We start from the raw sequence: 22945 nt of genomic DNA, 5'->3' as shown, positions 1-22945 counted from the left end.
GTCGAACCCCGCTGAATGAAAAACGGCGCCTCAATGAGGCGCCGTTTTTTATTACTCGTTCTGTTTGTCTGACAGGCCGAACACGCAGCGCGCGTTCGTTATTGCGTCTAGGCGAACGCGCTGCGCAACAAGGTTTGCGCTTGCAGATACTGCGGATCGGCGACGAGTTTGCTCCACGTCAGCGCCTTGCCGCGCGGCCGCATCCGTTTGAGGCGTTGCTGCGATTCCTTCGACGGCGTGAAGCGCAGCGCGTCGAGCACCTTTTCCGCCTCCGCCGGCTGATTGCAGATCAGCACCATGTCGCAACCCGCCTGCAATGCGGCGCTCGCACCTTCGGTGAGCGTGCCGCCCTGGCGCGCGGCTTCCATCGACAGATCGTCGCTAAAGATAGCGCCGTCGAATCGAAGCTTCTTACGCAGAATGTCCTGCAACCAGACGCGCGAAAAACCCGCCGGCTTCGCGTCGACTTGCGGATAGACCACGTGAGCCGGCAACACGGCGCTCAGCGACAAGCCGAGCCAGTCGTACGGCGCGACGTCGTCACGCAGAATCTCGTCGAGCGGGCGATCGTCGACCGGCATGGCCACATGCGAGTCCGCCTGCGCGAAACCATGTCCGGGGAAATGCTTGCCGCAGTTGCTCATGCCGGCCAGCATCAGACCGTGATTGAGGCTCTTGGCAAGCAGCGTCACGACGCGCGGATCGCGATGAAACGCGCGGTCGCCGATCACTTGCGACTGCCCGTAATTCAGGTCGAGCACCGGCGTAAAGCTCATGTCGATGCCGCAAGCACGCAGTTCAGCGGCGAGAATGTAGCCGACCGCCGTCGTGACCTTGGTGGCGTGCAACACGTCGCTATCCCACAGCACGCCGAGTTTGCCCATCGAGGGCAGCACGGTGAAACCGTCGGTGCGAAAACGCTGGACGCGGCCGCCTTCGTGGTCGACGGCAATCAGCAGATCGTCACGTATGGCGCGAATGGCCTCGGTCAGCTCGATCAGTTGCGCGCGGTTTTCGTAGTGGCGCGCGAACAGAATCACGCCGCCGGTCATAGGATGGGCGAGGCGGCGTCGGTCGTCGTCGTTCAGCGTTTTGCCGACCACGTCGAACATCACCGGTCCGGGTTTGAGTTTCATCAGGTTGTGCCTGGAAAGTACTTGAGACAAAGACAGACGCGGCCGGCATGCACCGCATTCGAGACTTGCTTTACGCGGTGGCGGCCGGACCTGGCGAAGGATTGACGCCCGGCTGTGCGACCCCGGTTTCTGCGATGACGAACGAGACCGCGTAGTCGCGTTCGTCGCTGATCGTGACGCGCGCCGTGATGCCGCGCGCGTCGAGCCATTCCGCCAGTTCGCCCGACGCAACCACCATCGGTTCGCCGCTCGGATGGTTCAGCGTTTGCAGCGCGCGCCACGTCATCGGCCAGCGCATGCCGAGGCCGATCGCCTTGGAAAAGGCTTCCTTGGCCGAAAAACGCGTAGCGAGAAATGCCAGGCCGCGCGCGGCCGAACGTGCATGGCGCGCGTGATACACGCGCAGTTCGTCCGGACCGAGTACTTTTTCGGCGAAGCGGCCGTTAGTACGAGTCATGACTGCCGCCACGCGGCTGACCTGAACGATGTCGGTGCCGATGCCGTAGATCGCCATGTGCGTTATCGCCCTGGGTCGGATCAGGCGCGCGCGCCGAGACGGGCGGCGACCATGATCGCCTTCATCTCGCGCACGGCGTTTTCCCAACCGGCGAAGATCGCGTGCGCGACGATCGCGTGGCCGATGTTCAATTCGACGATGCCGTCGATCGCGGCGATCTGCTGGACGTTGGTGTAGTGCAGACCGTGGCCCGCGTTGACCTTGATGCCGAGCGTCGCGCCGAATTCGACGGCACGCACGACGCGCTCGAATTCGCGCTCCTGTTCGGCAGGATCGTGCGCCTCGGCGTAGCGGCCCGTGTGCAACTCGATGACCGGTGCACCCGCTTCGTGCGCGGCGCGAATCTGCGTTTCGTCCGGATCGATGAAGAGCGAGACGCGGGAGTTCGCTTCGGCGAGTTGCTTGCAAGCGGCACGCACGGCCTCGAATTGTCCGGCGACGTCGAGGCCGCCTTCCGTGGTCAATTCCTGGCGCTTTTCCGGCACGAGGCAAACGTCGTGAGGTTGCACTTCGCAGGCGATATCGAGCATCTCCTGCGTGACCGCGCATTCGAGATTCATGCGCGTTTTCAGAAGCGGACGCAATGCGCGCACGTCGGCGTCGACGATATGACGGCGGTCTTCGCGCAGATGCAGCGTGATCACGTCGGCACCGGCCTCCTCCGCCATCAAGGCGGCACGGATCGGATCGGGGTACGACGTGCCGCGCGCGTTGCGCAGCGTGGCGACGTGATCGATGTTCACGCCCAGGTCGATGACATTCGGCGACGTAAGAAAGAAGCTCATAGGTTCTGCAAGTCGATCAGGATCTGGCGCGTCGCGAGCGGCGTGCCGCCAAGATAAGTGTTGAGCAGAAAGCGCATCAGCGTTTTGCTTTGCGCGACGGTCTGGGGTCGATGGTAATCGTCCTTTTCCATATCGAGCAAGGTCTGCCCTGAAATCACGGGCCACTGTGCGGGCGACTCGTGAGAGGCTTCGCGCACGCCGCGTTCCGGGTCGAAGACATAGCGGCCGTCGGCCTGCACGGCTTTGCGCGTCACGGTGCGATCGAGCGCCATCGCGTAACCCGTTTCGCGCAGCAGCACGCGTTCGAACGAGCGCAGCACCTGAACGGGCGGTTCGTCGTGTGCGAGGCGCGTCATCGTGACGACGTAGTGGTGAAACAGTTGCGGATGCGGATCTTCCCGCGCGCAAAATTTGACCAGCAATTCGTTGACGTAGAAGCCGCACAGCAAGGCGTCGCCGGCGAGAGGCAACATGCCGCCCACCCACTCGGCGCCGGTCAAGGTGCGCACTTCGGATTTGCCCGACCACGACAGCGCGAGCGGCTGAAATGTTTGCAGCACGCCGCGCAATGCCGAATGCGGACGCTTGGCGCCTTTGGCCACGAGGGCGAGACGACCATGATCGCGCGACAGTACGTCGATGATCAGACTGGTCTCGCGATAGGGATAACTGTGGAGCACGAAGGCGGGTTGCTCCGCGATCCGGTAAACGGACGCGGACGTGCGCGGTGCGCGGGGTGCTGGCGCCCGGGCGGCCTTTGGCGACTCACCCTCGGCGCCCTGCGCATTCTTCGTGGAAGAGGTTTTTCTGGTGTTGCGTACCGGCTTCGAAGGCTCGCGTGCCGGCGCGGCCGACTCCGGATCGTCCGGGTCAGCGTCGGAATTCAGCGTCATCCACGCGTCATTCGTACCCATACGCGCGAAGTCCGGCTTCGTTGTCCGCCCAGCCGCTCTTCACCTTGATGAAGGTTTCCAGATACACCGGGCCGTCGAACAGCTTTTCCATGTCGAGACGCGCTTCGGTGCTGATCTGCTTCAGCTTGGCGCCCTTCTGGCCGATGATCATTGCCTTGTGCATGTCGCGGTCCACCATGATCGTCGCGAAAATGCGGCGCAGGCGGCCTTCCGTCTCGAACTTGTCGATCAGCACCGTGCTGGTGTAAGGCAGCTCGTCGCCGGTCCAACGGAAGACCTTTTCACGCAGAATTTCGGCCGCGAGAAAACGTTCGCTGCGATCGGTCAGATCGTCTTCGCCGTAAATCGGCGCACCGACCGGCAGGAAGGGCTTGACGGTCGCCATCAGACGCTTGATGTCGTCAGGATGTTTCGCCGACAACGGCACGATCTCGGCGAACTTGTGCAAACCGCTGACCTGCTGCATGAACGGGAACAGCGAATCTTTATCGGTAACGCGATCGAGCTTGTTAGCAATCAACAGCGTCGGCACCGAAGGCGGAATCAGGTCGAGCACCTTCTGGTCGTCCGGACCGAAACGGCCGGCCTCGATCACGAACAGAATGGCGTCGACCGACGTCAGCGTGGACGTGACCGCGCGGTTGAGCGAACGGTTCAGCGCGCCGCTGTGTTTGGTCTGAAAACCCGGCGTATCGACGAAGATGTACTGCGCATCTTCCAGCGTATGAATGCCGGTGATGCGATGGCGGGTTGTCTGCGCCTTGCGCGACGTGATACTGACTTTCTGGCCGACCAGCGCGTTCATCAGCGTGGACTTGCCGACATTCGGGCGGCCGACGATCGCGACCATGCCGCAGCGAAAATCAGTTGGAGTGGGAGCGTTCATAGTCGGGCTACGGCAGGTTCAGATCGGCGCGCAGCAAGGGCGCGCCGAGGGCAATCAATGGCCCGCGTCGGCGACGCGCGTTTGCACCGCGTCGGCTACGCCGGGTTCGAGTTCAGGTTGTGCCGGCACGCCAGGCGTGGGGGCAGCGGCGCCGGATGCGGTCTCACGGCTGCGGTGTTTTTCGACGCCGCGTACCGCGGCGCCGTCTGGCCTGGTTTCGGCCGATTTTGCTTCAGGCTTGTCTGCGGCTTTTTCGGTCTGCTTGTCGGCGACATGAGCGGTCGCCTTCTCTGCTTTGTCCGACCTCTCGCCACGCTCCTGACCGCTGTATTCGACATGCGCGGCCCGGATCACGGCCAAAGGCGCCGATCCCGCCGCCGCGGGCCGCTCGGCGGCCGGCAATTCGGTGTTGCTGCCGGCGTGCGCCGCGCCTCGGCCCGCTCCCCGTTCGCTCTTGCGGTCCGGGCTGCGTAAATCGAGTGCTGCCTGCACGCCGGTCACGCCGGGAACAATTTCGGGCTCGCTATTCTTGGCCGCGCGCGCACCTTTCGAGCGTTTGGTCTTGGCCACCACCGCGGGCGCCGCCGCCATCACTTCGTCCAGCGCCTTCTTGGCAGCCGCCTGCTCCGCCGCACGGCGGCTGGCACCGGAGCCCGACACTTTCACGTCGAGCTTCGGGACCGTGCATTCGACTTCGAATTGCTGATTGTGCGCCGCACCATGCGTTGCCACGACTGTGTAGGTCGGTAACGCGATCTTGTGGCCTTGCAGGTATTCCTGCAGAAGCGTCTTGGCGTCCTTGCCGAGCGTGCGCGGGTCGATGTGATCGAGAATGGGAACGTAGAGGCGCTTGATGACCGTCTGCGCGGCGTCGAAGCCGCCGTCGAGGAAAACGGCGCCCAGCACGGCTTCCAGCGTGTCCGCGAGGATCGACGGGCGACGGAAACCTCCGCTGCGCAACTCACCTTCACCGAGACGCAGGCCTTCCGAAATATTCAGGGCCTGAGCGATCTCGTACAGCGACTGTTGTTTAACCAGATTGGCGCGGACGCGCGACAGATCGCCTTCGTCCAGTTTGCCGAAGCGTTGGAACAAAAGCGCAGCCACCGCGCAATTCAGAACAGAGTCGCCAAGAAACTCGAGCCGTTCGTTATGCGTGGCACTGTGACTGCGGTGTGTTAAAGCCTGGCGCAGCAATTCCGCATTGCGAAATTCGTAGCGCAGACGGCTTTCCAACGGAGATAGGGGCATGGGCAGAGTATAACGCGGGCGCCAGTCCCGGCGAAAACGCGGGACGGCCTGCGGAAAAAGCGTGGTGAAGCGACGTTACCGCGTGTTCTTAAAGTAGCGTGACAACACGCCGCGAAGGATGAGACCTGTAGAGGCTCGCCGACGCAGCGTGTCGTGCTACCGATGCATGCGTGCTCAGTGGAATGAGCCGATGCGTTTCAGATTGCTGAAGTTCATCCAGATGAAGAAGGCGCGACCGACGACGTTCTTGTCCGGCGCGAAACCCCAGTAACGGCTATCCGCGCTGTTGTCGCGGTTGTCGCCCATCATGAAGTAATTACCCGGCGGCACCTTGCAGATCACGCCGCGCGCGTTGTACGTGCAATTGTCGCGGTACGGATAATCTTCAGCGCCGACGATGAACGGCGGCACGGCCGGGTTATTGAGAATCGCGTTCTTGCGGCCGTCGATATCTTCTTTGAACTGCTTCGCATAGCCCATGCGTTCGTCGTCGAGATAATCGGGCAACGCGGTTTCCGGCACGGGTTTGCCGTTGATCGTGAGCTGCTTGTCCTGATACGCAACCGTATCGCCCGGCAGACCGATCACGCGCTTGATGTAGTCGACCGATTCGTCTTTCGGATAACGGAACACCACGACGTCGCCGCGCTCGAGCGGACGGCCTTCGGTAATTTTCGTGTTCGTGATCGGCAGGCGAATACCGTAGTCGAATTTATTGACGAGGATGAAGTCGCCCACCAGCAACGTCGGCACCATCGAACCGGACGGGATCTTGAACGGCTCGACCACGAACGAACGCACGACGAACACAACGAGAATGACCGGAAAAAAGCTGGCCGAGTATTCGAGCCACCACGGTTGACGCAATTTGTCGTCGCGCAAACGGGCGCGCGTTTGCGCCGCGTTTTCGTCGGCGAAACGCTCACCGACTCGTGCCTGCTGGCGGTCGAATTCGGCGACCACGGCTTCCGCCGCGCGGCGCCGTTGCGGCATGAAAACCAGTTTATCTGCGACCCACGCGATTCCCGTCAAAATGACGAGAACAAAAAGAATCAGCGCAAAATTCATAGGGTTCCGTTGTTCGTCTTATTTGTCTTCGACACGCAGAATCGCGAGGAAAGCCTCTTGCGGAATCTCGACGGACCCGACCTGCTTCATTCGCTTCTTGCCCGCCTTTTGCTTTTCCAGCAGTTTCTTCTTACGGCTGATGTCGCCGCCGTAGCATTTTGCCAGCACGTTCTTACGCAACGCTTTAATGTTCTCGCGCGCAATAATGTTCGCGCCGATCGTGGCCTGAATCGCCACGTCGTACATCTGGCGCGGAATCAGTTCACGCATTTTCGCCGCCACTTCGCGGCCGCGATACTGGCTCTGCGAGCGGTGCACGATGACCGACAGCGCGTCCACCTTGTCGCCGTTAATCAGCATGTCGACCTTCACCACGTCGGCCGCGCGATATTCCTTGAACTCGTAGTCCATCGACGCGTAGCCGCGCGAGATCGACTTCAGGCGATCGAAGAAGTCGAGCACGACTTCGCCCATCGGGATTTCATAGGTGAGCTGAACCTGACGACCGTGATATTGCATGTTGATCTGCGTGCCGCGTTTTTGCGTGCACAGCGTGATCACCGAGCCCACGTAGTCTTGCGGCATGTACAGATTCACGGTGACGATCGGCTCGCGCACTTCTTCGATCTTCGAGGGCTCCGGCATCTTGGCCGGATTTTCCACCATGATCGTCGTGCCGTCGCGCAGAAGCACTTCGTACACCACGGTCGGCGCCGTAGTGATGAGGTCCATGTCGAACTCGCGCTCGAGACGTTCCTGCACGATCTCCATGTGCAGCAGCCCGAGGAAGCCGCAACGGAAACCGAAGCCGAGCGCCTGCGACACTTCCGGCTCGTACATGAGCGAAGCGTCGTTGAGCTTCAGCTTTTCAAGCGAGTCGCGCAGTGCATCGTACTGGTTCGCTTCGACCGGATAGAGACCCGCGAACACCTGCGGCTTCACTTCCTTGAAACCCGGCAAAGGTTCGGCGGCCGGACGATTCACCAGCGTGACCGTGTCACCCACCTTCGCAGCGGCGAGTTCCTTGATGCCGGCGATGATGAAGCCCACCTGCCCGGCCGACAACGATTCGAGATTTTTCGATTTCGGCGTGAACACGCCGATATGTTCGACCGGATACTGCGCGCCGGTCGCCATCATGCGGATCTTGTCCTTCGGACGCAGCGTGCCGTTGACGATACGAACCAGCATCACCACGCCGACGTAGTTGTCGAACCACGAGTCGATGATCAGCGCTTGCAGCGGAGCCTCTGCGTCGCCCTTGGGCGCCGGCACCTTGGCGATCAACGCCTCGAGCACGTCTTCGACACCAAGGCCGGTCTTTGCGCTGCAGTGCGTGGCGTCGGTTGCGTCGATACCGATCACGTCTTCGATTTCCGCGATCGCGTTCTCGGGATTCGCGGCGGGCAGATCGATTTTGTTGAGCACCGGAATCACGTCGACGCCGAGTTCGATTGCCGTGTAGCAGTTGGCCACGGTTTGCGCTTCCACGCCCTGGCTCGCGTCGACCACTAGCAGCGCGCCTTCGCACGCGGACAGCGAACGGCTGACTTCGTACGAGAAGTCGACGTGGCCCGGCGTGTCGATCATGTTCAGGTTGTAGACCTGGCCGTCACGCGCCTTGTACGTCAGTGCGGCTGTTTGTGCCTTGATGGTGATGCCGCGCTCGCGCTCGAGATCCATCGAGTCGAGCACCTGGGATTCCATCTCGCGGTCGGAGAGACCGCCGCAAATCTGGATGATGCGATCGGCGAGCGTCGACTTGCCATGGTCGATGTGCGCAATGATCGAAAAGTTACGAATATGATCCATTCAGTACCGATCAAGCGAAAAAGGCGCGCTCGGACAATAGCGGAGCACGCCTTGTAAGTAGGTGAAAAACCTATCTATTTTAGCCGAAAAGGCCATTGCCCGGGCATCTTGCGAGGTCCGGACGGAAAAGACGGTTCTGGAGAGACTTGAAAAAGGGTGTGAACGAGGTGCGCTCACATGTCACACACCTCGATTCCGGTGCGACCGCAATCAGGACGACGACGCCAAACGGGCAGTCAGTGCGGCGCGGACGCGCGCTTCATCGAGATGATAGTGACACAGTTCGACGCCATCACAGAACAGAACCGGCACCCACTCATTAAAGCGCGCTTCCAGTAACGGATCGGCGTCGACGTCGATCACTTCGACCTGCGCCTTGAACTCGACAAGCAGAGGCTCGAGCGCCGTGCGCATGTCTTCGCACAGGTGGCACCACGCGCGTCCGTAGAGCGTGAGTGGTGCCGCCATTTTTACTTTTGCGCGCTGCGCGGCCGGATCGGCACGAACTGGGTGTTCTCGCCTCGGCGCACCAGCAACGCAACCATTTTCTGCGAGTCCAGATGCGCCGTCAGATCGTCGAACTGCTTGGCGCTCGTGATGTCCGTATCGCCGACGCGCAGAACGATATCGCCCTTCTGCAAGCCAACCCGTGCCGCCGGACCGTCCACCGCGTCGATCTGCACGCCATTGTGCAGTTTCAGCGCTTTCATCTGATCGGACGGAATGTCGCTGACCGCCAGGCCCAGAACGTTCGTGGCGCGCTGCTTCGGCACCGGCGGCTTCTTCTGGTCGGCCTTGGCGGCCTTGTCCGGCTGCATTTCGGCAATCGTGACCGGCAGATCACGAGTTTGCCCCTTGCGCCAGATCGTAATCGTCGACTTCGTGCCCGGCTTCGTGTCGCCGACCATGCGCGGCAAATCCGTGGCCGTGTCGACCGAATGGCCGTTGAACTTCAGAATGATGTCGCCCGGCTGCACGCCGGCCTTGTCCGCCGGACCGCCCGGCTCGACGCTGCTTACCAGCGCGCCTTGCGCCTTCGGCAGACCGAGCGAATCGGCCACGTCTTTCGTGACCTCGCCAATCGCCACGGCAATCCGACCGCGCACCACTTTGCCCGACGTCTTCAGCTGATCGGCCACGCGCATCGCTTCATCGATCGGAATCGCGAACGAAATGCCCATGAAGCCGCCAGTACGGCTGTAGATCTGCGAATTGATGCCGATCACTTCGCCCTGCATATTGATCAGCGGACCACCCGAGTTGCCCGGATTGACGGCCACATCGGTCTGGATGAAAGGCAGATAGTCGCCCGTATCACGCCCCTTGGCGCTGACGATGCCCGCCGTCACGGTGTTTTCCAGCCCGAACGGCGAACCGATCGCCACCACCCACTCGCCAACGCGAACCTTGTTCGAATCGCCGATGGTGATGGTGGGCAGGTTGGCTGCGCTGATTTTGACCACGGCCACGTCGGTGCGATCGTCGACGCCGATCAGCTTCGCCTTGAACTCGCGTTTGTCGGTCAACGTGACGTAAATGGTGTCCGCGTCGTCGACCACGTGCGCGTTGGTCATCACGTAGCCGTCGGCGGAAAGGATGAAGCCCGAGCCTACGCCGCTGTTCTGCTCGGGATCGCTATTGTCCGGCGCGTCCTGGCTGCCGCCACTGCCGCCGTTATCGCCGCCGCGCGGGGATCCCGGCGATTGTGGATTCTGCGGCGACTGCGGCAACGGAATACCGAAGAAGCGGCGGAAAAACTCCGACATGTCGCCGTCGTCCATACCCGGAGGCAGTCCGCCACGCGAGCCGCTACTCGAGACGCGCGTCGTTGTGCGGATATTGACGACCGCCGGGCCGACTTTATCGACGAGGTCGGTGAAGTCGGGCAGATTGGCGGCGGAAGCCGCCGACGCCGTGTGCGGCACCAGCGGCAAACACGCTGCCACCACTACGGCTGCGAGGAATTTGCGCACCGAAAAAGTCGTCATATCGTAGCGAGCCGAGGGAATCAGGAATCGGAGAGTTACTTCGGAGCTTTATATTCTATGGCAGACGCAAACTGCTGCAATGTGGCCTGGGGCACTTCACCGAGCAGAGTAATCCAGAAGTCGCCGCGCCGCTTGACCAGAACATGCGTCGCGCCGCTATTGCCCGCGCCTTCCTTGCGTGTGTTGTTTTCGACCGGCTCGATAAACACCGAGATTGCCGCGAGACCGTCCGAGAATACAGCCTGGTCGACGGGAATGGTGGGTTGACCGGCGTCACGCGCAGCCATGGGTCGCCGCAACTCGCGAATCTTGTGGAACCCCGCCACCGTCGGCGCAATTTGCCAACCTTGCGCGGCCATGTCGACCGGCTCGACCGGCGGACGAACAACCGTCCAGCCCGTCAGATTACGAATTCCGTTGACGATCGCGGTTTTGTCGACCGGCACGCCGATGCGAATCTGCGAAAACGACAACTGTTCCAACACCTGACCGTTCGTGTCGAGCGTTTGCGCGCGCAGAAGCAAGCCGGTTTTCTTGTCCGCCCAAAGCTTGTAGGCGAAGCGATAAGCGTCTTTCGGATCGAGCTCGATGACCTGACTTTCGACGCCCGCCACTCGGTCGTCGCCGAGCAGCTTCGGTTCGTAGACGGAAAGCACCTGATCGCCGCTTACAGCGAGCAGCGCCGGGAAAGAATCCTTGTTTTGACGCTTCTCGACCACGCAAAGATGGCGTTCGGGCACGAACGTGTACAGATCTTCGTTGTGACGAAGCATCTTGCGCGGTTTGCCGTCGAGGCTTTCCAGCTGCTCGAATTCGCCGTCCGTGCGAGTCGCGTAGTGCGAAATTCGCGACGTCTGGACGAAATTCCCACGCTGGTAGACGAATGCACCCTCGTAGTTTTGCTGCTGCGCCGCCTGATGGATGCGATCGAGCAGATCCGCAGCCGTACGCCGTGCGATAAGCGGATCGTCAGTTTGTGCAAAAACCCGCGGTGTAGCGGACAACAATACGGCTGCGCAGAACAGAAATGCCGGCAGCCGCCCCCAGATAGTCGTTATATTCAACCGCGGAGTCTGCATCAAACTATTGGCCTTGCGTAGAAACAGCGGCAGCGCGAATCAGCGGCATCGAGCCCGGCATGACCGGCTGCTGTGCGAATTGCTGGTGAGCTTCCAGATACTGATCGAGGCTTGCGTCGCGAATGATATTCGCGTCTTGCGAGACGGGCTGCAGGGTTGCTGCCGGCGCCGGAACCATCGCCACGCGCTGCACCGAATCTCCGTGCGAACCGATCGACGCGATCTGTCCCACGCCGGCACCGCCCGGCACGCCCTGGAGCTGCGGCACGACGATCCACGTAAGCGTGGCAGCCGCCGCAGCAACGGCAAACGCCGGCACTACACGACGACGCAACGCCAGCAGGCGGCGCGCAACCGGCATCGTGGCCGGCGCGAGCACGTGCGGCTCGTTTTCGAAGCGAGCGGCAAAACCGCTCAAAAATGCGCTGCTTGCCGCCGGACTAACCGCCAGATCGTCGGAACGCAAAGCGTCGCCGATCAGGTGATAAGCCGACCACGCGGCGCGATCATTGCCGTCCAGCTCGGAAAGAAACTTGTCCAGATTCAGATGCTCTTCGCCGAACACCTCGCCATCGACAACGGCGGACATACGCTCAGCGCGCGAACTGACTTGCGATTGCATCGAGACCGACCCCATGATGCTCCCCATCTTACAAAACCCCGTAGTGACACCACTAATCCAGATATTGCATCCGTGCCCCGCCCGGCAGGCTGGGGATTTACCAGCGCTTGCCTTCAGGTGTGTCAAGCAGCGGACGCAATTTTGCCGCAATGGCTTCGCGAGCGCGAAAAATTCGTGATCTGACTGTGCCAATTGGGCAACCCATCATCTCAGCGATTTCCTCGTAGCTCAAACCTTCAATTTCACGAAGAGTAATGGCGGTGCGCAACTCTTCCGGTAAAACCGCCATCGCAGCATTGACCGTCTCAGCGATCTGCTTGCTCATCAACATCGACTCAGGCGTGTTGATATCCCTTAGTTGGTCCGCGTCCGAGAAAGTTTCAGCTTCTTCAGCATCTGCTTCGGTAGAAGTCGGCGCGCGCCGCCCTTGGGTCGCAAGGTAGTTCTTCGCGGTGTTGACCGCAATCCGGTACAACCACGTATAGAAGGCCGATTCGCCGCGAAACTGCGGCAAGGCCCGGTACGCTTTGATAAAAGCGTCCTGGGCAACGTCTTCCACTTCGGCGGGGTCGCGCACGAGACGCGAGATCAGCCGGAGAATTTTGCGGTGGTATTTGGAGACCAGAAGCTCGAACGCGGCCTTGTCGCCCTTCTGGACGCGCTCGACCAGCACCTGATCAATTTCTTTTTCGCTCACCTGATAAATCCGTTAACTATAGGGCGCATGGCGGGGGACCATTGTAGCGTCCCCATCAATGTGGCACGTTACTCCGGTAACAGCGGTTACAGTCGTTACAGTCAGGCGCCGGCGCCACGCCGGCCCAGCACGGCCAGTTCACGGAAAGTCGAGGCTGGAAGCGCGTCGGCGGTAATCAATAGCGTACGGGAGCGGCCATGCTCGGGCGCGAGAACCAGCACGAGCAGCAGTCCGCCCCACTGGGAGCAGCCGACAATACGCCCCTGCTCCGTCAGACGGCCTAGCCGGTTCCATAGGGATAGCCCTTCCGGCCCGATTTTCAGGGCTGCTGGACATGCACGGTCGTAATTGACCGCACAAAGCACGAGCAGTAAGGCGACGGCAGCGATAACGGACTGGCCTGCCCGCCGCCGAGTCTCGACGCGAGACAAAAATGGACCGCGAATACGGCGGCCAGGACGAAGACCGCCAGGACGACACACATCCAGACAGAGCGCCGAAGCGGGATAGCTTCCGGCGCTCTGTCCAGTCCGGCCGATCCGAACGAAAACGCCGGCAAGGACGAAGCCGGCGTTATCGACTGACGTGTCACCAAACGGTCGGTCAATCAGGCGCGCTTGAAAACGAGCGTGCCGTTCGTGCCGCCGAACCCGAACGAGTTCTTCAGCGCGACGTCGATCTTCATCTCCCGCGCGGTGTTCGCGCAGTAATCGAGATCGCATGCCGGATCCTGATTGAAGATGTTGATCGTCGGCGGTGACACCTGATGATGGACGGCGAGTACCGTGAACACGGACTCCAGACCGCCCGCGCCGCCCAGCAAGTGACCCGTCATCGACTTGGTCGAGTTCACGACCATGTCTTTGGCGTGATCGCCGAAAGCGCGCTTGATGCCGGTGGTTTCAGCGAGGTCACCTAGCGGCGTGGACGTGCCGTGCGCGTTCAGATAATTCACCTGATCGGCATTGACGCCCGCGTTTTTCATGGCGGCCAGCATGCAACGACGAGCGCCGTCGCCGTCTTCCAGCGGTGCGGTCATGTGATAAGCGTCGCCGCTCATCCCGTAGCCGCTAACCTCGGCGTAAATCTTCGCGCCACGTGCCTTCGCGTGTTCGTACTCTTCGAGCACCATCACGCCGGCGCCCTCGCCCAGCACGAAGCCGTCACGGTCTTTGTCCCACGGACGGCTCGCGGTGGCGGGATCGTCGTTGCGTTGCGAAAGCGCGCGCGCTGCCGCAAAGCCGCCGATACCGAGCGGCGAGACGGTGGATTCCGCACCGCCCGCGATCATCACGTCGGCATCGCCGTATTCGATCAGGCGCGAAGCCTCGCCGATACAGTGCAGACCTGTGGTACAGGCCGTGACGATGGCCAGATTCGGACCCTTGATGCCGAACTTGATCGACAAATGGCCCGAAATCATGTTGATGATCGACGCCGGCACGAAGAACGGCGAAATGCGGCGCGGGCCACGATTCAGCAGTTCGGTTTGCGTCACTTCGATCATCGGCAATCCGCCGATGCCCGAACCGACCACCACGCCGATGCGCTCGGAATTCTCGTCGGTGACTTCAAGGCCGCTGTCCTGCATCGCCTGGATGCCTGCGGCCACGCCGTAATGGATGAACGTATCCATGTGGCGCGCTTCTTTACCGGGGATGTAGTCCTCGATATTGAAGCCCTTCACCTCGCCGGCGAAACGAGTCGAAAAGTTCGACGCATCGAACTTCGTGATATTGGCAATACCCGACTTGCCGGCGACCAGATTGGCCCAGCCGTCGGCAACATTATTGCCAACAGGCGAAATCAGCCCCAGGCCTGTAACAACAACACGACGGCGGCTCACGGTAACCCCTTTTTCATAGATGACAAAAGCAAAAGCCACAGCGGCCACAGGAACTTGCCCTGTGTGCCCTGTGGCTGTTAAGTCGGCAATCGCGCGAAAAATTGCGCTGTCAACATCGCAAGCTCCTGCCCGGCAAAAAGCGCCAGCCCCGCTGGCGCCGGAAACCGGCACGGCAGGGCGTCATACGCCGCCAACGCAGAAACGCAGGCGCGAATGACCTTAGGCCTTGACGTTCGCGCGAGCGTAATCGATCGCTTGTTGAACGGTGGTGATCTTCTCGGCTTCTTCATCCGGAATTTCCATGCCGAATTCGTCTTCGAGGGCCATCACGAGTTCAACGGTGTCGAGCGAGTCGGCGCCGAGGTCGTTCACGAACGAAGCTTCGTTCTTGATTTCAGCTTCTGCAACGCCCAGTTGTTCTGCGACGATCTTCTTGACGCGCTGTTCGATATTGTCCATTACCCCTCCAAGGGAAAGAAGTTCAAAAATACAGGTGCGCGCATTTTATCAGGTTTGACCCGGCAAAAAAGCGGCGCATCGGGTTGCTGTCAAGGCATGCGCCTTACGCATTTGCAAACGCATCAAGGCGCGGATAGTACCCGAATTTGGTTACGACATGTACATCCCACCGTTCACGTGCAATGTCGTGCCGGTGATATAGCCTGCTTGCGGCGACGCCAGGAACGCGACGGCGTGCGCGATATCGTCGGGACTGCCGAGACGTCCGAGCGGAATCTGCGCCTTCAGCGCGGTTTGCTGCTCTTCCGGCAGGGTCTTGGTCATGTCGGTGTCGATAAAGCCCGGCGCAATGCAATTCACCGTGATACCACGGCTGCCGATTTCGCGGGCGAGCGCGCGCGTCATACCCGCCACGCCCGCTTTCGCCGCGGCGTAGTTGATCTGCCCAGGGTTGCCGGCCGAACCGACCACCGAAGTGATGTTGATGATGCGGCCGCCGCGCGCTTTCATCATCGGGCGCAAAACTGCGCGCGACAGACGAAACACCGATTTGAGGTTGGTGTCGACCACTGCATCCCAGTCGTCGTCTTTCATACGCATGGCGAGCTGATCCTGCGTGATGCCGGCGTTGTTCACCAGCACGTGCAGCGCGCCGAACTCCTTGACGGTACCGTCGATCAGCGCTTCCGCCGCAGCCGCGTCGTTGACGTTCAACACCGCGCCACGGCCGTTCACGCCGGCCGCGCCGAATGCTTCGGTGATGGCCGCCGCGCCGCTTTCGCTAGTTGCCGTGCCGATCACCGTCGCGCCCAGGCGCGCCAGTTCCATTGCAATGGCCCGGCCGATGCCGCGCGATGCGCCGGTCACGATTGCAATGTGTTTGTCGAGAGTCTTTTCCATCTTGTCAGTCCGGATGCCCTTCGGAGGGCTGATTAATTCTTGATGTCGACCTGGAAGCGCGCAACGCGCCGCTCAGGCAGCCGTCACGAGCTTGAGCGTTTCTTCGAGCGACGCGGGATCGAACACTGACGCGCCGGCCAGATTGCCGTCGATACGCTTGGTCAAACCCGCAAGGACCTTGCCCGGACCGCATTCGATCACGTGCGTGACGCCCTGCGCGGCGATCGCCTGCACAGTCTCGACCCAACGCACGGGACCGGCCGCCTGACGCACGAGCGCGTCCTTGATCTTGGCCGGCTCGTTCACCACGGCAACGTCGACGTTGTTGATCACGGGGATCGACGGCACCTGCACGTCGACGCTCGCGAGATACTCGCGCAACTGGTCCGACGCAGGCTTCAGCAAGGACGAGTGGAACGGCGCCGACACCGGCAGCGGCAATGCGCGTTTCGCGCCCTTTGCCTTGGCGACTTCACACGCCTTTTCAACCGCGGCCTTGTGGCCGGCAATCACGACCTGAGCAGGCGCATTGAAGTTGACTGCTTCGGCGACGCCCGCCGCCGAGGCCTCAGCGCAAACCGCGCGAACCGTGTCGTCGTCGAGACCGAGAATAGCGGCCATGGCGCCCTCGCCAACCGGCACCGCCGTCTGCATGGCCTGCGCGCGGAAACGCACGAGCGGCACGGCATCGCGAAACGCAAGCGCGCCCGCGGCGACCAGCGCCGTATATTCGCCGAGGCTGTGACCGGCGACGATGGCCGGCTTCGGGCCTCCGGCCTGCTGCCACGCGCGATAGATCGCGTACGCGGCAGTCAGCATGACGGGCTGGGTGTTGGTGGTCAGATTCAGGTCTTCGACGGGGCCTTCGGCGATCAGCTTGCCGAGGTCCTGGTTGAGCGCATCAGAGGCTTCCTGAATCGTTTCGCGCACCACGCTGTGGTCGCCAAACGCGTTGAGCATACCGACGGCCTGCGAGCCCTGCCCAGGAAAAACGAACGCGAATTTCATAACGTCCCCAAAATCGAATTAGTCAGATGTGGGTGGCGCGCAATGGCTCACGTCCGAGCCTGCGCGCCGCGAGCGGCGCCAATGGACGCCGCGGCTATCGAATCATCAATAACGGATGACCGACGCGCCCCATGTGAAGCCGCCGCCGACGCCTTCGATCAGCACATTCTCGCCGCGCTTGATGCGGCCGTCACGCACTGCGACGTCAAATGCGAGCGGAATGGACGCAGCCGACGTATTGCCGTGCTCGCCCACCGTGACGACCATGCGTTCCTGCGGCAAGCCCAGCTTGCGACAGGTGCTTTGCATGATGCGGATGTTGGCCTGGTGCGGGATCAACCAGTCGATCTGGTCGGCCGTCAGATCGGCCTTGGCCAGCGCTTCGACCGCAACTTTTTCGAGCACGTTGACGGCGAGCTTGAAGACAGCCTGGCCATCCATATGCAAGAAAGCGCTTCCGGCGACGACACCGCCGTTCACATTGCCCGGCGTGCACAGGATGTTCGAGTGGCTGCCATCGGCATGCAATGCACTGGCGAGCACGCCCGGCTCTTCGGACGCCTGCAGGATCACCGCGCCCGCACCGTCGCCGAACAGCACGCAGGTGGTGCGATCGTTGAAGTCGAGAATACGGGAGAATGTCTCTGCGCCGATCACGAGCGCCGTGCGATGCTGACCGCTGCGGATGAAGCTGTCGGCAGTGGCGACTGCGTAGGCGAAACCGGAGCACACCGCCTGAACGTCGAACGCCGCGCCATGGTTCTTGATGCCGAGCTTGTTCTGCAACAGGCACGCCGTACTCGGAAACACGAAGTCGGGCGTGGAGGTCGCAACGATGATCAGATCGATGGATTGCGGATCGATGTCGGCGGCTTCGATCGCGCGTTGCGATGCGATGAGCGCCAGATCGCTGGTGGTGACATCAGGATCGGCGAAGTGCCGCGCGTGGATGCCGGTGCGGGCGACGATCCACTCGTCGCTCGTTTCGACGCCTTGCCTGGCGAGACGTTCAGCCAGTTCCTGATTGGTGACGCGCGCAGGCGGCAGGTAGCTGCCGGTGCCCAGCACGCGGGAAAAAATTGTCGATTGAGCCATTATGCCTTCGAGGATTGCGCAGCGTAGGGCTCGGCGGGCTGGCCGGCGATCGGGCTTGCGTGACCCGCACCGCTCGTGTCGCGCGCCGCCTGTTCGAGAGAACCCGCGTTCTCTTCCATCGCACGCGCAAGGCGTTCCAGCACGCCGTTTTTGACGGCATCATACCCGCGTTTGATAGCCCACTCAAACCCGTAGGCGTCTGCCGAACCGTGACTCTTGATCACGAGGCCGCGCAGACCCAACAGGGCAGCACCATTGTATTGCCGATGATCGACGCGCTTCTTGAAGCGCATCAATACCGGCAGCGCAAGAACCGCCATAACCTTCGTGAGCCACGACCGGCCGAACTCTTCCTTGATGATATTGGAGAGCATTTGCGCGAGGCCTTCCGACGTCTTCAGTGCCACATTGCCGACGAAACCATCGCACACGATGACGTCGACCGTGCCCTTGAAGATATCGTTACCTTCGACATTGCCGTGAAAGTTGAGTGTACTCGCACGCAGCAGTTCGCCCGCACGTTTGATGGTGTCGTTACCCTTGATGACTTCTTCGCCGATGTTGAGCAGGCCGATGGTGGGCCGCTCCTTGCCTTCGAGCGCGGACACGAGCGCGTGCCCCATCTCAGCGAACTGCAGCAGATGCTGCGGCTCGCAATCGACGTTGGCGCCGAGGTCGAGCATCATCGTGTAGCCATTGGGATTGGGCAGCGCTGACGCGATGGCCGGGCGTTCGATGCCCGACAGCGTTTTCAGCACATAGCGAGAAACCGCCATCAGCGCGCCGGTATTGCCGGCGGAAACGCAGGCTTGCGCCTCGCCTTCCTTGACGCGGTTCAGCGCCACGCGCATGGACGAATCTTTTTTCTTGCGCAGCGCGACTTCAACCGGATCGTCCATTGCGACGATTTCGGAAGCGGGTACGACGGTCAGCGCCGGCAGGTCCTGAGCCTTTAGCTTTTTCAGCTGCGCGCGAATTGCACTTTCAATGCCGACCAGCAGCAAGTGCGCATCGGGATGCGAGCGAACGAAGTTAACGGCAGCGGGAACGGTCACGGACGGGCCGTGGTCGCCTCCCATGCAATCTATCGTGAGCTTTACTGTCATGGAGTGCGACGAATTTCAGACGCCCTGCATGGGACCGCAGCCAGCACTACAGCGCAGACTGCGTTCGACACAAAAAAGCGGCAAATCAATGCCGCCTTTTTGTCGAGCCGGGAAAATGTCAAGCGAGCCGATCGCCACGCGAAACGCCAAAGGGCGCAACGCAGTGAAACGATTAGTCGTTCTTCGTCTTGACGACTTTCTTACCGCGATAGTAGCCGTTCGGGCTAACGTGGTGACGCAGATGCACTTCGCCCGTGCTCGGTTCCACGGCCAGCGGCGCTGCCGTCAGGAAATCGTGCGAACGGTGCATGCCGCGCTTCGACGGCGACTTCTTATTTTGTTGAACTGCCATGACTAACTCCTAAAAATTTTCCGAATTCTAACACAGCCCGACTCGGTGTCCGCCATAGGCCGAATGGCCAATGCGCCCGCATCGCGCTCCCATGCAACTGTTCAGTGCTTCTTGTCGCCCGACTCACCGCGCTTAAGACTTTCGAGCGCCGCGAAAGGATTGGGCCGCTTGGGTTCGTCACCCTCATCGGCTTCGTCCAACGAGGCTTCGTCGGCCTCGCCTTCCGTACCCGCGACACCAGAGACAAGGCTCTCGTGTACTTTGGGACATACCTCGTGCTTGGGCACGAGCGGCAAGGAAAGCAGCAACTCTTCTTCGATCAAGTCGATGAGATCGAACTGGCGCGAACCCACGATCACTTCGACTTCATCCTCGTCGAGCGGAAACTCTTCGGCTTCCGCCTCAGTGTTGACGATCCGGTAAGTTGCATCGACGTTGAATGCCTGCAAGTACGGTGTCATGCACCTCTGACATTCGAGCCATGCGGAACCGTGAATCGCCATCCTTAAATAAGGTTGCGGACCCTCGGTGCCATCGTCCTGCAATTCCGGCTGCGTCGTTCCTTCTGCCTGCCAGGTGAACGCGGTATCGCGGTCTGGCGCTTCTGCCGGCACTTCGTTTAACATGCGCGGCAGTTGCGAGACGCGCACGACACCCGCGGCCTGGCGCCCACTCCGCGCAAATTCGAACAGATCGAGACTATGCGGGTCGGACAGACCAGCAGGGTTGCCAGGATGTTGAGTCATGTGCGCTCCTGCGTCGGCAAGGATTTCGCCGGGGTAAATCGGTTTGCGAAAGAACCCGCGAGACGCCAACACGATGCACGATTTGTGCACGTGAATAGCCCGCCTGCGCAATAGCATACCGATGAAAAGCCCAAAATCATATCCGTTTTGTCTTTTCGAGTCAAACACTTAAGCCCGTACCCGCGCATGTTTTGCGCGAGCCGGTACGCCCCGCCTCTTTTGCTTCCGGTCGACCATGCCTGATTCCCCCAAACGCCCGCCACGCCTGATTCTGGCTTCGAGTTCGCGCTATCGTCGCGAGCTGCTCGAGCGGCTTCGCGTGCCGTTCGACGTCGTTGTGCCAGCGGTCGACGAGACGCCGCTCGCGGGCGAAGCCCCTGAAGTGACGGCCTTGCGTCTTGCCGAGTCGAAGGCGCGCGCGGTGGCGCACCATCTCGACGGCAGCGACGGCGCGCTCGTGATCGGCTCCGATCAGGTCGCGACCTACGACGGTCTGCAGATCGGCAAACCCGGCTCGCACGACAAGGCCCTCGCCCAATTACAGGCGATGCGTGGCCGCGAAGTCCTGTTCCACAGCGCCCTTTGCCTGTTCGACAGCCGCTCCGGCGCCGCCCAGACGACGGATGTCATCACCCGCGTGCGCTTTCGCAATCTGTCGGACGCTGCACTCGACGCCTACCTGCTCGCGGAAACGCCCTACGATGTTGCGGGAAGCGCGAAGTCCGAGGGACTGGGCATTGCCTTACTGGAGGCCATTCACTCCGACGACCCGACGGCGCTCGTCGGCCTGCCGCTGATCGCGCTGTCGAACATGCTGCTCGCGGCCGGATATCCACTGCTGGAGGCGCAATGAGCGGCACACTATATTTGATTCCCAACACGCTCGGCGAAGGCGACGCCACGGCACTCGACGCCGTTCTGCCCGCGCCGGTTCGCGCCCGCGCTGCCGCTTTGCAGTACTACATCGGCGAAAACGCCAAAACTACGCGCGCGTTTCTGAAAAAAGTCGGCACGGAGCGCCCGATTCAGGAAATCGAGATTCGCGAGTTGAATGTGAACACGCCTGCCGGCGAGATCGACAAGCTGCTCGCGCCTTTGCTGGCGGGCACGGACGCCGGCCTGGTGTCCGAAGCGGGTTGCCCCGCTGTAGCCGATCCCGGCGCGCTGCTCGTGCGCCGCGCGCACGAGCGCGGCGTGAAGGTCGTGCCGTTCGTCGGTCCGAGCTCGATTTTGCTGGCGTTGATGGCTTCCGGCCTGAACGGTCAGAGTTTCGCCTTTCACGGTTACCTGCCGGTCGACGCCACCGAGCGCGCCAAGCGCCTGCGCGATCTGGAGCAACAGTCGCGCAAAGCTAAACAAACGCAAATATTTATTGAAACGCCCTATCGGAACAAACCATTGCTCGACACGCTGCTTGCAACCTGCGCGCCTTCGACGCTGGTCTGTGTCGCCGTGGATCTGACGCTGGAAACGGAAAACATTGTTAGTCGGACGGTGGCCGACTGGAAGAAGAAGCCAGCGGTCGATCTGCACAAACGGCCGGCAATTTTTCTAATTCTGGCTGTTTGACGACCAAGATTGACGGCAAATAAAAAGCCCTGCGCGACATTGTTACGTCGTACAGGGCTTTTCTAATTTCAGTACTACCACTTCAGCGCCGGCTCAACGCAGATTGAATTTCCCGCCGAGCGCCATGGCGTGTACAGCGCCGCTTCCGACCGCAGCGCCGAACTTACGCGCTACACGGTCCGTAATACTCTCTTTTACCGTGTAATCGACGATATCCGGCGCTTTGAAGAGTTCGCGCGCGACGTAGTCCGCGTCGCCGAAACCATCTGCTAGGCCGAGTTCGACACTCTTTTGGCCCGTCCAGAACAGGCCCGAGAACATGTCCGGCGTTTCATGCAGACGCTTGCCCCGCCCTTGACGCACAGCGTCGATGAACTGCGCATGAATCTGATCGAGCATATCTTGCGCATGTTCGTCCATCTTCGGCGTTTCCGGCGAGAATGGGTCGAAAAAGCCCTTGTTCTCGCCTGAAGTATGCAAACGCCTTTGCACGCCCAGCTTGTCCATCAGGCCGGTGAACCCAAAACTGTCCATCAGCACGCCGATTGAGCCAACAATGCTCGCCTTGTCGACGTAGATCTTGTCCGCCGCGGCCGCAGCATAGTAGCCGCCGGACGCACACATGTCGCCGACGACCACATACAGCGGAATAGCCGGATATTTGGCACGCAATCGACGAATTTCGCTGTAGATGATGCCCGCTTGCACCGGGCTGCCACCAGGGCTATTGCATCGCAGGATGACGCCGGCGGTACCGGAATCGTCGAACGCACTGGCCAGCGCGGCATCGATATCTTCAGCGTTCGCATTGGTATCGGCAGATATTTCGCCGTCAAGTGTCACCATCGCCGTATGACGGCCGGTTGCCGCGACTTTATCGCCGGAGAAATCGATTGCGGCCCAGATTGCAATCAAAAAGACAATCAGAAAGACGAAGCGGAAAAAGATTTTCCACCGGCGCGCGGAGCGCTGCTCGTTAATAGCCGCCAGCGCGATGCGTTCGAGCGCGGCCCGCTCCCATCCCGGCTCGTCGGCAGGCGGGCGGGCGCGGCCCGTCAGGGAGGGTTCCTTCGGTTCGGGCGTCAAATTGTCGGACATGCGGTGCAGTG

At 61.2% G+C, this 22945-nt stretch carries 24 protein-coding genes; 2 read left to right on the top strand and 22 right to left on the bottom strand.

The genetic code is table 11. From position 1 onward, the window contains the following. Positions 1–107 precede the first annotated feature (107 nt). The 21 genes from nagZ to P3T18_RS24850 form a co-directional block, all read right to left on the bottom strand. The gene (nagZ, locus tag P3T18_RS24950; protein WP_429302642.1) at positions 108–1136 is read right to left on the bottom strand and encodes a beta-N-acetylhexosaminidase; all 1029 of its coding nucleotides are present in this window, start codon (positions 1134–1136) and stop codon (positions 108–110) included. A 70-nt stretch (positions 1137–1206) separates the two neighbouring features. Beyond that, positions 1207–1650 carry a holo-ACP synthase gene (gene acpS / locus P3T18_RS24945; protein ID WP_429302641.1) on the bottom strand — a complete coding sequence of 148 codons (444 nt, stop codon included), beginning with the start codon at positions 1648–1650 and terminating at the stop codon, positions 1207–1209. A 23-nt stretch (positions 1651–1673) separates the two neighbouring features. Continuing rightward, positions 1674–2438, bottom strand: a complete 765-nt coding sequence (gene pdxJ, locus P3T18_RS24940; protein ID WP_429302640.1) for a pyridoxine 5'-phosphate synthase — start codon at positions 2436–2438, stop codon at positions 1674–1676. Continuing rightward, the gene (recO, locus tag P3T18_RS24935; RefSeq protein WP_429302639.1) at positions 2435–3352 is read right to left on the bottom strand and encodes a DNA repair protein RecO; all 918 of its coding nucleotides are present in this window, start codon (positions 3350–3352) and stop codon (positions 2435–2437) included. Before recO ends, pdxJ begins: the two co-directional genes overlap by 4 nt. Continuing rightward, a complete protein-coding gene (era, locus tag P3T18_RS24930; protein ID WP_429302638.1) occupies positions 3339–4238 on the bottom strand; it encodes a GTPase Era in 900 nt (299 codons plus the stop codon). Before era ends, recO begins: the two co-directional genes overlap by 14 nt. 54 nt (positions 4239–4292) lie before the next feature. Beyond that, positions 4293–5489, bottom strand: a complete 1197-nt coding sequence (gene rnc / locus P3T18_RS24925) for a ribonuclease III (RefSeq protein ID WP_429302637.1) — start codon at positions 5487–5489, stop codon at positions 4293–4295. Between the two features lie 174 nt (positions 5490–5663). After that, complete coding sequence (gene lepB, locus P3T18_RS24920; RefSeq protein WP_429302636.1) at positions 5664–6557, bottom strand: signal peptidase I; 894 nt, start codon at positions 6555–6557, stop codon at positions 5664–5666. An 18-nt stretch (positions 6558–6575) separates the two neighbouring features. Next, complete coding sequence (lepA, locus tag P3T18_RS24915; protein ID WP_429302635.1) at positions 6576–8369, bottom strand: translation elongation factor 4; 1794 nt, start codon at positions 8367–8369, stop codon at positions 6576–6578. A 210-nt stretch (positions 8370–8579) separates the two neighbouring features. Next, positions 8580–8837, bottom strand: coding sequence for a glutaredoxin family protein (locus P3T18_RS24910; RefSeq protein WP_429302634.1), 258 nt, complete (start codon positions 8835–8837; stop codon positions 8580–8582). Between the two features lie 2 nt (positions 8838–8839). After that, the gene (locus P3T18_RS24905) at positions 8840–10357 is read right to left on the bottom strand and encodes a DegQ family serine endoprotease (RefSeq protein ID WP_429302633.1); all 1518 of its coding nucleotides are present in this window, start codon (positions 10355–10357) and stop codon (positions 8840–8842) included. Positions 10358–10392: 35 nt separating this feature from the next. Continuing rightward, positions 10393–11436 carry a MucB/RseB C-terminal domain-containing protein gene (locus P3T18_RS24900; RefSeq protein WP_429302632.1) on the bottom strand — a complete coding sequence of 348 codons (1044 nt, stop codon included), beginning with the start codon at positions 11434–11436 and terminating at the stop codon, positions 10393–10395. Positions 11437–11440: 4 nt separating this feature from the next. Beyond that, positions 11441–12073, bottom strand: a complete 633-nt coding sequence (locus tag P3T18_RS24895; protein WP_429302980.1) for a sigma-E factor negative regulatory protein — start codon at positions 12071–12073, stop codon at positions 11441–11443. Between the two features lie 82 nt (positions 12074–12155). Further along, on the bottom strand, positions 12156–12755 hold the full coding sequence (rpoE, locus tag P3T18_RS24890; protein ID WP_006051939.1) for an RNA polymerase sigma factor RpoE: 600 nt from the start codon (positions 12753–12755) through the stop codon (positions 12156–12158). 607 nt (positions 12756–13362) lie between these two features. After that, the gene (fabF, locus tag P3T18_RS24885; protein ID WP_429302631.1) at positions 13363–14601 is read right to left on the bottom strand and encodes a beta-ketoacyl-ACP synthase II; all 1239 of its coding nucleotides are present in this window, start codon (positions 14599–14601) and stop codon (positions 13363–13365) included. A 219-nt stretch (positions 14602–14820) separates the two neighbouring features. Beyond that, the gene (acpP, locus tag P3T18_RS24880) at positions 14821–15060 is read right to left on the bottom strand and encodes an acyl carrier protein (RefSeq protein ID WP_004197638.1); all 240 of its coding nucleotides are present in this window, start codon (positions 15058–15060) and stop codon (positions 14821–14823) included. A 150-nt stretch (positions 15061–15210) separates the two neighbouring features. Then, the gene (gene fabG, locus P3T18_RS24875) at positions 15211–15960 is read right to left on the bottom strand and encodes a 3-oxoacyl-ACP reductase FabG (RefSeq protein ID WP_429302630.1); all 750 of its coding nucleotides are present in this window, start codon (positions 15958–15960) and stop codon (positions 15211–15213) included. Positions 15961–16032: 72 nt separating this feature from the next. Next, positions 16033–16968 carry an ACP S-malonyltransferase gene (gene fabD / locus P3T18_RS24870; RefSeq protein WP_429302629.1) on the bottom strand — a complete coding sequence of 312 codons (936 nt, stop codon included), beginning with the start codon at positions 16966–16968 and terminating at the stop codon, positions 16033–16035. Positions 16969–17073: 105 nt separating this feature from the next. Further along, on the bottom strand, positions 17074–18063 hold the full coding sequence (locus P3T18_RS24865; RefSeq protein WP_429302628.1) for a beta-ketoacyl-ACP synthase III: 990 nt from the start codon (positions 18061–18063) through the stop codon (positions 17074–17076). Beyond that, positions 18063–19169, bottom strand: coding sequence for a phosphate acyltransferase PlsX (plsX, locus tag P3T18_RS24860; RefSeq protein ID WP_429302627.1), 1107 nt, complete (start codon positions 19167–19169; stop codon positions 18063–18065). Before plsX ends, P3T18_RS24865 begins: the two co-directional genes overlap by 1 nt. A gap of 172 nt (positions 19170–19341) precedes the next feature. After that, positions 19342–19521 carry a 50S ribosomal protein L32 gene (gene rpmF, locus P3T18_RS24855; protein WP_006051932.1) on the bottom strand — a complete coding sequence of 60 codons (180 nt, stop codon included), beginning with the start codon at positions 19519–19521 and terminating at the stop codon, positions 19342–19344. 101 nt (positions 19522–19622) lie between these two features. After that, positions 19623–20267, bottom strand: a complete 645-nt coding sequence (locus P3T18_RS24850) for a DUF177 domain-containing protein (RefSeq protein ID WP_429302979.1) — start codon at positions 20265–20267, stop codon at positions 19623–19625. 235 nt (positions 20268–20502) lie between these two features. Between P3T18_RS24850 and P3T18_RS24845 the strand changes: the two genes are divergently transcribed. Continuing rightward, the gene (locus tag P3T18_RS24845; protein WP_429302626.1) at positions 20503–21120 is read left to right on the top strand and encodes a Maf-like protein; all 618 of its coding nucleotides are present in this window, start codon (positions 20503–20505) and stop codon (positions 21118–21120) included. Further along, the gene (locus P3T18_RS24840; protein WP_429302625.1) at positions 21117–21836 is read left to right on the top strand and encodes an SAM-dependent methyltransferase; all 720 of its coding nucleotides are present in this window, start codon (positions 21117–21119) and stop codon (positions 21834–21836) included. The genes P3T18_RS24845 and P3T18_RS24840 overlap by 4 nt, the downstream gene beginning before the upstream one ends. 93 nt (positions 21837–21929) lie before the next feature. Here P3T18_RS24840 and P3T18_RS24835 read toward each other — a convergent pair whose 3' ends face one another. Beyond that, complete coding sequence (locus P3T18_RS24835) at positions 21930–22934, bottom strand: S49 family peptidase (protein ID WP_429302624.1); 1005 nt, start codon at positions 22932–22934, stop codon at positions 21930–21932. Positions 22935–22945: the final 11 nt, after the last annotated feature.

It is taken from the genome of Paraburkholderia sp. GAS199 (genome assembly GCF_050436585.1).
GTDB lineage: Bacteria > Pseudomonadota > Gammaproteobacteria > Burkholderiales > Burkholderiaceae > Paraburkholderia.
This window is presented reverse-complemented; position numbering and strand designations above follow the sequence as displayed.